12 protein-coding genes and 1 tRNA gene are annotated in these 9,480 nt (G+C 67.9%); 8 read left to right on the top strand and 5 right to left on the bottom strand.

All coding sequences use genetic code 11. The annotated features are described in order from the left end of the window. Window positions 1-41: 41 nt before the first annotated feature. Complete coding sequence (locus ACFY3V_RS22485; protein WP_389775927.1) at window positions 42-1,013, bottom strand: aldo/keto reductase; 972 nt, start codon at window positions 1,011-1,013, stop codon at window positions 42-44. Between the two features lie 135 nt (window positions 1,014-1,148). On the opposite strand from ACFY3V_RS22485, the gene ACFY3V_RS22490 reads away from it, so the two are divergent. From ACFY3V_RS22490 to ACFY3V_RS22500, 3 genes are all read left to right on the top strand, one after another. After that, window positions 1,149-1,712, top strand: coding sequence for a MarR family transcriptional regulator (locus ACFY3V_RS22490; RefSeq protein WP_362907524.1), 564 nt, complete (start codon window positions 1,149-1,151; stop codon window positions 1,710-1,712). A gap of 170 nt (window positions 1,713-1,882) precedes the next feature. Next, on the top strand, window positions 1,883-2,749 hold the full coding sequence (locus ACFY3V_RS22495) for a neutral zinc metallopeptidase (RefSeq protein WP_362907522.1): 867 nt from the start codon (window positions 1,883-1,885) through the stop codon (window positions 2,747-2,749). A gap of 71 nt (window positions 2,750-2,820) precedes the next feature. Beyond that, complete coding sequence (locus tag ACFY3V_RS22500; RefSeq protein WP_329087971.1) at window positions 2,821-3,123, top strand: type II toxin-antitoxin system VapB family antitoxin; 303 nt, start codon at window positions 2,821-2,823, stop codon at window positions 3,121-3,123. A 53-nt stretch (window positions 3,124-3,176) separates the two neighbouring features. Here ACFY3V_RS22500 and ACFY3V_RS22505 read toward each other — a convergent pair. From ACFY3V_RS22505 to ACFY3V_RS22520, 4 genes are all read right to left on the bottom strand, one after another. Next, window positions 3,177-3,266, bottom strand: a tRNA-Ser gene (locus ACFY3V_RS22505). Window positions 3,267-3,290: 24 nt separating this feature from the next. Beyond that, complete coding sequence (gene tadA / locus ACFY3V_RS22510; protein WP_350941796.1) at window positions 3,291-3,770, bottom strand: tRNA adenosine(34) deaminase TadA; 480 nt, start codon at window positions 3,768-3,770, stop codon at window positions 3,291-3,293. Between the two features lie 160 nt (window positions 3,771-3,930). After that, window positions 3,931-4,419: a tRNA adenosine deaminase-associated protein gene (locus ACFY3V_RS22515; protein WP_350941798.1), complete on the bottom strand. Its 489-nt coding sequence runs from the start codon at window positions 4,417-4,419 to the stop codon at window positions 3,931-3,933. A 16-nt stretch (window positions 4,420-4,435) separates the two neighbouring features. Beyond that, window positions 4,436-4,945, bottom strand: a complete 510-nt coding sequence (locus ACFY3V_RS22520) for a tRNA adenosine deaminase-associated protein (RefSeq protein ID WP_362517691.1) — start codon at window positions 4,943-4,945, stop codon at window positions 4,436-4,438. Window positions 4,946-5,122: 177 nt separating this feature from the next. On the opposite strand from ACFY3V_RS22520, the gene upp reads away from it, so the two are divergent. The 5 genes from upp (at window position 5,123) to ACFY3V_RS22545 (ending at window position 9,368) form a co-directional block, all read left to right on the top strand. Beyond that, entirely contained in the window at window positions 5,123-5,761 is a 639-nt protein-coding gene (gene upp / locus ACFY3V_RS22525; RefSeq protein ID WP_350943520.1) for a uracil phosphoribosyltransferase, read from the top strand. Window positions 5,762-5,970: 209 nt separating this feature from the next. Continuing rightward, a complete protein-coding gene (locus ACFY3V_RS22530) occupies window positions 5,971-6,201 on the top strand; it encodes a hypothetical protein (protein WP_350941801.1) in 231 nt (76 codons plus the stop codon). Between the two features lie 335 nt (window positions 6,202-6,536). Beyond that, window positions 6,537-7,067: a PH domain-containing protein gene (locus ACFY3V_RS22535; RefSeq protein ID WP_344742919.1), complete on the top strand. Its 531-nt coding sequence runs from the start codon at window positions 6,537-6,539 to the stop codon at window positions 7,065-7,067. 129 nt (window positions 7,068-7,196) lie between these two features. Continuing rightward, on the top strand, window positions 7,197-8,558 hold the full coding sequence (locus ACFY3V_RS22540; protein ID WP_389775933.1) for a helix-turn-helix domain-containing protein: 1,362 nt from the start codon (window positions 7,197-7,199) through the stop codon (window positions 8,556-8,558). Between the two features lie 108 nt (window positions 8,559-8,666). Then, window positions 8,667-9,368, top strand: a complete 702-nt coding sequence (locus tag ACFY3V_RS22545; RefSeq protein ID WP_350941803.1) for an FCD domain-containing protein — start codon at window positions 8,667-8,669, stop codon at window positions 9,366-9,368. Window positions 9,369-9,480 lie beyond the last annotated feature (112 nt).

Genomic DNA, 9,480 nt, shown 5'->3' on the forward strand with positions numbered 1-9,480 from the left:
AGGGTTCAGGTGGGGAATGCCCGGGTCCGCCCGAGCCGTTCTCAGCGGTCGATGGCGGCCATGTCGGCCTCGGCGTGGCGATCACCTGACGCCGGCGTCAGGTTGTTCAGCCGCGTGATCTGATCGGCGGTGAGCCGGATGGCGTCAGCGGCGCTGTTTTCCTCAAGTCGGTCGATGCGCTTGGTACCCGGAATGGGGGCGATGCCGTCCCCTTGAGCGAGCAGCCAGGCCAGGGCGACCTGCCCGGGCGTTGCCCCTGCCTCGTCGGCGATCTCGCGTACCTCGTCGACGATACGCAGGTTCCGAGTGAAGTTGTCGCCGGTGAAGCGGGGGTTGGTACGGCGCCAGTCGTCGGCGTCCAGTCCGTCGAGCGAGCGGAGGTCACCCGTGAGGAAGCCGTGCCCGAGGGGTGAATAGGGAACGAAGCCGATCCCCAGTTCTCTCAGCGTGGGCAGGATGTGGGCCTCGGGATCCCGGGTCCACAGTGAGTACTCGCTTTGGACGGCGGCCAGCGGATGAATCGCATGAGCCCGGCGGATCGTTCCCGCGGCCGCCTCGGACAGTCCGATGTGGAGCACCTTGCCCGCGGCCACCAGCTCGCTCAGTGCTCCCACCGTCTCCTCGATCGGCGTACCGGGGTCCACCCGGTGCTGGTAGTAGAGGTCGATGCGGTCGGTTCCGAGCCGCCGCAGGGAGCCCTCGACAGCCGTGCGGATACTGGCGGGGGTGCTGTCCGGGCCCGGTCGACCGGTGTGGGAGACGAGACCGAACTTGGTGGCGAGAACAACCTCGTCCCGGCGGGTTTTGACGGCGCGACCCACCAGCTCCTCATTCGCGTAGGGTCCGTATACCTCGGCGGTGTCCAGATGTGTGACACCGAGGTCCAAGGCGCGATGGATGGTACGTACCGCTTCGCCCATGTCACGACCCGCGCCTGTGTAGAACGCCGACATTCCCATCACTCCCAGGCCGATGCGCGGCACCTCAAGCCTGCCCAGGCGCGTGATCTGCATCCTGTGGCACCTCCTTGGATCGACTGCCTTCGCCGCACTCCCTCGCGAGGAACTCCAGGGAGATACGAACTTGATGCGTCAACATCGAAGCATGCCGAACTTGATGCGTCAACAAGTGACGGTAGAGTGGCCCGCATGGCCAAGACCACAGCACGAGCGACGGAACCGGATGCCGACACCGACGCCTCCGCGACGACAACGTCCGAAGCGGCGGAGTCCGCCGACCCTGCCGCCGCGACGCGCTGGCTGAGTCGCGACGAGCTGGCGGCGTGGCTGGCGAACTCCGCGATCATGATCAGCCTGCCGGCCGCCCTGGACGCACGCATGCAGCGCGAAGCGCAACTGACGTTCTTCGAGTACATGGTGCTGTCGGTGCTGTCCGAGGAGCCGGAACGCACCCTGCGGATGAGCGATCTGGCCACCCGGACGTCAGCATCGCTGTCACGGCTCTCGCACGTCGTCGGACGGCTGGAGAAGCGTGAGCTGCTTGAGCGAGCCCGGATTCCGGGTTCCGGCAGGCGTACTGTCGCGACGCTGACCGAGGCCGGCTACCAGGTGGTCGTAGCGGCGGCACCAGGGCATGTCAAAGCGGTCCGCGAGTATCTGATAGACGAACTCGAGCCCCATGACCTGGCAGCGTTGCGCCGCATCGGCACTGCGGTGGACGCGGCCATCAACCGTGCGATCCGACGGGGGTAGCGGTCCGTTGGCGCCTGGCCCTTGCGGCTTTCCCGTCCGAATTTGCTTAGCTAAAAGGGATATACGGATATATAGCGCAATAAGCCATCACCTTCCCCGCAGCCACCGGCATGTCGGGGTACTCCCAGGGCAGGGGAAGCGCCCCAAGCGGATCGAAGGGACATCGGGCGATGGATTTCAAGGATGACGCCCAGCTGGACAGCTCTCAGGTCGAGAGCCGTGGCGGCGGGGGGAGGATCCCCGGGGGTGGTATCGCGATCGGCGGCGGCGCGGCGGGAATCATCGCGCTCATCGTGGCCCTGATCTTCGGGATAAACCCCGGTGACATCACCGGTGGCTCCTCCCAACCGGCACCGGTGGGCACGGGCTCCGACCTCACCGCCCAGTGCAGGACCGGGCAGGACGCCGACCAGAACGAGGAGTGCCGGGTGGTCGGCGTGGTCAACAGCATCCAGGACTACTGGCCGAAGGCGGTCCAGGGGTACGAGCCGGCCAAGACCGTCATGTTCTCCGGCCAGGTCGACACGGCCTGCGGCGCCGCCGACTCCTCCGTCGGTCCGTTCTACTGCCCGGCCGACCGCCAGGTATACCTGGACCTCAGCTTCTTCAAGGAACTGGAGAGCAAGTTCGGCGCCAAGGGCGGCCCCTTCGCCCAGGCGTACGTCATCGGTCACGAGTACGGTCACCACGTCCAGAACCTCCTCGGCACCAACGCCAAGGCCCAGCAGGGCCCGCAGCAGGGGCCGGAGAGCGGCTCGGTCCGGCTGGAGTTGCAGGCCGACTGCTACTCGGGCGCCTGGGCCAAGAACGCGTACGAGACCGGCCTGTTCGAGAAGCCGTTCACGAAGACGGACATCGAGGAGGCGCTCAGCGCGGCCTCGGCCGTGGGTGACGACAGCATCCAGGAGCGGACCCAGGGGCGGGTCAACCCCGAGGGCTTCACCCACGGGACATCAGCGCAGCGTGTCAAGTGGTTCACCACCGGTTACGAGAGCGGCGACCCGGCCAGGTGCGACACCTTCGCCGGCAGCATCTAAAAAAGGCCTGTGAGCTGCGACGATGGGAGCCCGCCCGGCGGAGGGCGGGATTCTCTCCTAAACTACGTACTGTGATCTTCAAGTTGGTCGGCGACGAACGGCCCTATCCAGAACACGGCCTCTCGCATCGCGAGTGGGCGCAGATACCGCCGCGGCAGGTCCGGCTCGACACCCTGATCACCACGAAAGCGGTGCTCGACCTCCACTCCCTGCTCGCCAAGGACTCCACGTTCTACGGCGATCTGTTCCCGCACGTGGTCCAGTGGCGCGGCGACCTCTATTTGGAGGACGGCCTGCACCGGGCGCTGCGTTCCGCCCTGCACCAGCGCTCGGTTCTGCACGCCCGGGTCCTGGACCTGCCCGCCGAGAGCTGACGGGACATACGAAAAGCCCCCGGGGCGCTCACGCACCCCGGGGGCTTTTTCTGTGGCGGTGGAGGTGGGATTTGAACCCACGGATAGGTTGCCCCATCACACGCTTTCGAGGCGTGCGCCCTCGGCCACTAGGCGACTCCACCGCGGAGCAGCTTACCGGATAACCGCTATTGCTCGCGCATCCGGCGAGCGGTGAAGAACTCGGTGAGAACCGCCGCGCATTCGTCGGCCAGAATCCCGCCGAGCACCTCCGGCCGGTGGTTCAGACGGCGGTCCCTGAGCACGTCCCAGAGCGACCCCGCGGCGCCGCCCTTGGGGTCCGCGGCGCCGTAGACGACCCGATCGACCCGGGCGAGCACGGCGGCCCCCGCACACATGGTGCAGGGTTCCAGAGTGACCACCAGCGTGCAGCCGCTCAGCCGCCACTGGCCGCGGGCCTTCGCCGCCTGCCGCAGGGCGAGCATCTCGGCGTGCGCGGTGGGGTCGACGGAGAACTCCCTGTCGTTTCCCGCGCGTGCCAGCACGGAGCCGTCAGGGCCGAGGACGACCGCGCCGACCGGCACGTCTCCGCGGGCTCCGGCCTCGGTCGCCTCCGCCAGCGCGAGCCTCATCTCCGGGACGTAGCCCACCGGTGTCAGGCCGGTCATCACACGTCCCCCGGCGCCGAATCGGCGCGTACGCCCACCGGCGCCCGACCGGTCGTCGCACGCCCGCGCCAGGCCGGTGTCCCCGAAGCCGTGCCCGTGAGGCGCGGATCCGCGGCGGTCACAGCGCGCTCGTCGGCACCGGGCCGGGCACGGCGCCCCGTCACCGCAGCCGGTCGAGCTCGTCGCCGAACGCCAGCCGTTCGGCGATCACCGAGAGCGTGTCCGCGGGCAGCGCGCCCTCCTCCATGCTGAGCTCGACGAGCTCCTCGGAGCTCAGCCCGAGGTCTTCCAGCAGCTCGAAGTCACCCGCGGGCCGCACGCCCAGATCGGGGGTGTCCTTGTCCACCGCCACCCCGGCGAGCTCGGTGAAGAGCTCTCCCAGGTCGTCGGAGAGACCCGCGTGAGCGTCGGACAGGAAGGTGCGCGGCTCCAGGTCGCCCTGGTATCGAACGATCGCGAACCACTCGTCCTCCACCTCCACGCACAGCAGGGCGAGCTCGTCACCGGTGAGTCCCAGGTGCTCCTGGACGGCGTCGCCGAGATCGTCGACGATCTCCGCCTCGCCGAGGTCGATCTCCGCACCGTTCCAACCGTCCGCCGTACGGACGAAGGCGGCGGAGAACACACTGCTGGATGGTCTGGAGGGCATGGCCGATCTCCCGAGGTCAGCCGAACACAGAGTCGATGGCGCGTTCGAACGGCTCGGAGAACCCCAGCCGCGCGGCGATGCTCGACAGGACGTCCTCGGGGAGGAGGTCGATATCCCCTGACAGGATGCCGAGCTCCATCTCGTCGAGGCCCAGGTCCGCGAAGATGGAGAGGTCTCCCGCGGGGAGCGCCGTCTCCTCGTCCTGGAGGATCGCGTCGAGCTCGTCCTCGTCGGGAACCGGCACGTCCAGGTATTCCAGCGCCTGCTGCGCGAGCGGGAAGTCCCAGGACGCGGCGATGTCGGAGAGGAAAACCTCGACTCTCTCACCGAACACCCGTAGCGCCACGAAGAACTCATCCCCAACGGCGACAAGGCCAATCGTGCCGTTCGTGCTCGGCTGCTGGCGCAGGGCGTGGATGAGGCCCTCAAGGTCGGAGGTGAGCGCCACCGGGAGCATCTCCGCCTCCCAGCGATCGTCCTCGCGGTAGATCACGATGGCAAAGTCCAGTGAGTCTTCGTCTGACATGGCCATCCCCACCGAATGCTTTCTCTACGGAGGTCAATGCTTTCAGAAGCGAAGCACCGACGTGGGCCTCTCCGACCAAATTGTGATCAAATCCGAAGTGAGCGGGCGATGTCCGACGAGTGGCCCGTCGTCCCCCGGCTCATCGCCGCCCGCCGGTCCAGGATACCTTTGACCACCATGGAAACCCTGGTCGTCGACCATCCCCTGGTGGCTCACAAGCTGACCGCGCTGCGGGATGTGAACACCGACTCTCCCACCTTCCGACGTCTCGCCGACGAACTGGTGACCCTGCTGGCCTACGAGGCGACCAGGCAGGTCCGCGTCACCGAGTGGTCGGTGGAAACCCCCGTGGCCCCCGCCGAAGGTGTGCGGCTCGCGCACCCGTACCCGCTGGTGGTGCCGATCCTGCGCGCGGGGCTGGGCATGCTGGAGGGGATGACCCGGTTGCTGCCGACGGCCGAGGTGGGTTTCCTCGGGATGATCCGCAACGAGTCCACGCTGGAGGCGGAGACCTACGCCACCCGCCTGCCCGACGACCTCTCGGGCCGTCAGGTCTACGTGGTCGACCCGATGCTGGCCACCGGTGGCACCCTCGCCGCCGCGATCAAGTTCCTCTTCGACCGGGGCGCCGACGACGTGACCGCGCTGTGCCTGCTCGCCGCGCCCGAGGGGATCGCTCATCTCGACGAGGTCTTCGCCGGCACCGGCAGGCCGATTCGCCTGGTGACGGCGGCTCTGGACGAGCGGCTGAACGAGCACGGCTACATCGTGCCCGGCCTGGGCGACGCGGGAGACCGTCTCTACGGCGTCGTCTGAGACACCCCGCCCGCCACTCCCCGTACGGCGCCCGCCGGAACGCTCCGGGAACCGCCCCGGCAATTCCAGCACCATCCTTTTCCCTTAAAGGATGGTTCTTCTACTCACCGGCCGTTACATAATGCGGTTGTCCGGGTACGAAGCGTGGCGAAGATATCTCTTCTGTGTCCCCGGTCCGCCGAGGCCGCGGGCGCACACCAGGGAGAACCATGAGCGAGCGAATCATCCCGGACACCGAGCCGGACCCGTACGCGGACTTCAGTGCCGCGCTCAGGGACGAGTTCTCGGAGATCCATCCGGCGGCCACGGTGACCCGCTGCATAGAGGCGGCCCACTACGGAGCGCTGGAGGTCGTCGGTCACGCCCATCCGGCGCTGGTCGAACGGATCGCCCGCAAGCACCTTGAGGTCCTCGCGCTGGTCGCGAGTGAGCGCGGGTGACGCGGGCGACAGGGGATGGCGGGTGCGTCGGACGGTAGGTGCTCCGCGAGGACCTTCGAGGGGTTCCTCGCGACGCTTACAAGACCGCGTCGATCGATATCGGCCGATGCGCTTTACCTCGGCATGGCCCTGGGTAATGTATATGCGGGTGCAGTGGGTGAGCGGTAGTAGGAGGCCAAGGTGCAGGTCAAGAAGGTCCTAACGTACGGTTCCATTGGATTTGTGGCGTTTTACCTGTTCACACGACCAGGTGACGCGGCCAGTGCGGTGAAGGGTGCCATGGACACGGTTTACACGGCGGCCGATTCTCTGGCCCAATTCGTCTCACATCTGTCATGAGGCTCGTGACCCACGGGGATTCCGCCCCCTCGTCGGTCAACCGCTACTTACTCCCCCACGAACACCAGGTCATCATGGTGCGGCGCCACCCGGCCGTGCTGCTTCGCGCGGTCGCCGAGGTCTTCGGCGGCCTGATCCTCGCGGGACTGCTGAGCAAGTGGTTCGGTGACCAGGGCGGGGGCGGCGTGCTCGTCGTCGTCTGGTGGGCCTGGCTGCTGCTGCTGATCCGCTTCGTCTGGAAGGTCGCCGAGTGGTCCGTCGACTACTTCGTCGTCACCTCCAAGCGGATGCTGCTCACCACCGGGCTGATCACCCGCAAGGTCGACATGATGCCGCTCGGCAAGGTCACCGACATGAGTTTCCAGCGCTCGATTCTCGGCCGAATGCTGGGATACGGCGAGTTCGTCCTGGAATCGGCCGGTCAGGACCAGGCGCTGTCGAGAGTCAACTACATCCCCTACCCGGAGACCCTCTATCTGGAGGTCTGCCAGATGCTCTTCCCCGGAGGGAACGACTCGGACGACTGACGTCCATGTCAAGGGCGCAGGAGCCGTTGACACTTTCCGGTGAGGATTTTTCACTCGGGGTTACCTGATTCGGCAGCTTCATGCAATCATGGCGAGGAACATTGACCATCCTTCGCCCTGAGAGATCAGATGCCGAGTCAGGGAACCATCGGTGACCGCGTCCGCGGACTTCGCCTGAGCAGGCGCATGTCCCAGGCCCAGCTCGCAGGGCCGGACCTTTCCGACAGTTATGTCTCCCTCATCGAGTCCGGCAAGCGGACGCCGACCCCCGTGGTCGCCCGTCTGCTCGCCGAGCGACTGGGATGCACCACCGAGTTCCTGCTGCACGGGATCGAGCCGCGGCAACGCATCGACACCGAACTCGGCCTGCGCCACGCGGAGCTGGAGCTCCTCCACGGCGACCCATCCGTCGCGGCTGACCGCTTCGGCGAGATCGTGAAGGTCGCCGGCGAGGAGAACGTCATGCTGGCCGCGCACGCGCGGTTCGGCCGCGCACGCGCGCTGGAGGTCCAGGGCGAGATCGGCCCGGCGGTGAAGGCGTTCGAGCGGCTCCGGCACGAGGCGGCCGCCCACCCCGAGCGTCTGGCCGACCTGCCGCTGGCGGTCGCGCTGAGCCGCTGCTACTTCCTCGCCGGAGACATCCTTCGCGCCCGCGACCTCGCCGTCCACGCGCTCGGCGAGGTCAACCGGCTGCCCCTGTCGCAGGGAGAGATCGCCGTCGAGCTGGCCGTCTCCCTGATGGAGATCACCGGCACTCGAGAGGCCGACTCGCCGAGCATGTCCTACGTTCGGAACATCCTCTCGGTCAACGGTGTCCCCGCCGCGGTCAACCGCACCGCGGAGATCCACGCCCTCTGGCGGGCGAGCGTCACCGCCGCCGACGGTGAGGACTCGGCGCTCGCCGTTCGTCTCGCCGACGACGCGATCGCGACCGGACGCCCGGCGCGGATGGCCTCGCAGCTCGCCCTCGTCGCGATGGGCTGGGCGCGTCTCGCCGCCTCCACCGGTGACGAGCCGCTCGACGAGGCCCGCGAGCTCGCGACCGCCGCGAGTGAGGTCTTCGCCGTATTCCCCGAGCACGCCCAGGAACACGCCAGGAGCCTTGTCGTACGCGCCCACGTCCAGCTGGGGGTCGACGACGCCCAGGGTGCGGTCACCCTGGCCAGAACCGCTCTCGACATGCTGGACGGCCAGGCGGGTCCCATCGGGGCGACCGCGCAGCTGGTTCTCGCCCGCGCCGCGCTCTCCCGGGGTCACGACGTCGAGGCCACGATGGCCCTGGACACCGCGAAGCTGTCGCTGAGCGACGTCCGGCACGAGTTCTCCTTTACCGGCCGGGAGGCCGCCCGGGTCTGGCGTGACCTCGGAGACCTGTACGGTCAGGCCGGTGTGGTCGAAGAGCAGACCGGTGCGTATCGTAAGGCTCTTGAGGCTGCCGGAGTGCGCGATGCGATGGTGGGCGTGACGGTCGATTCGGCGCTGGTCCGTTAAGACGTTCCCGCTCCTGGAGTTCCAGATTTGTTTTTGCGCCTCCGGAATAACTAGGGTCTACCAGTCATTGATTCGTAGGATGATTGGTTTCTCCGGAGGAGGCGGACGGTGAGTCTGCGTACGGCGCAGCGAGCATCCCTCGTCGACCAAGTGATCGATCAACTCAAGGAGCAGATCACTTCTAACTCCTGGCAGATGCACGCGAAGATTCCTACCGAGACCGTGCTCGCCGAGCAACTGGGGGTCGGGCGCAACACCGTGCGTGAGGCGGTGCGCGCCCTCACCCACGCCGGCCTGCTGGAGTGCCGCCAGGGCGACGGGACGTACGTCCGTGCCACCAGCGAGCTCTCCGGGGCCATGCTGCGGCGGCTGCGCACCGCCGAGCAGCTCGAAATCCTGGAGGTGCGACGCGCGCTGGAGGTGGAGGCCGCCAGACTGGCCGCCACCAGGCGCACCGACGCCGACATCGCCGCTATCGAGGCGGCGCTGGCCGAGCGGGAGCGAGCCTGGGAGCTGGGAGAGCCCGACGCGTTCGTCGAGGCCGACCTCGCCTTCCACATGGCGGTCGTCCGAGCCACCCACAACCTGGTGCTGATCGATCTCTACGAGGATTTCTCGGCGGCGCTGCGTGCCAGCATCACCGCCGCGGGAACCTCGCTGAACAGCACCCTGAACAGCACGTACATCCCACACGAGGCGATCGCCCGCGCCATCGCCGTCGGTGACGCCGCCGCCGCCGAGCGCGCGGGCCACGCGTGCATGGAGCACATCCTGATCGCCCTGACGGAGGAGCAGGAGCTCCCTCTCTGACCCCTGTCTCTTCCTCTCATGTCGCGGGGGGCCGCCCCCCCCCGGGGGGGGGGGCGGGCCCGGGGGGGGGCCCCCCCGAGGGGGGGGGCCCCCGCCGGGCGGGCGGGGTGGG

It is taken from the genome of Streptosporangium sp. NPDC000095 (assembly GCF_042899335.1).
Classification (GTDB): Bacteria; Actinomycetota; Actinomycetes; order Streptosporangiales; family Streptosporangiaceae; genus Streptosporangium.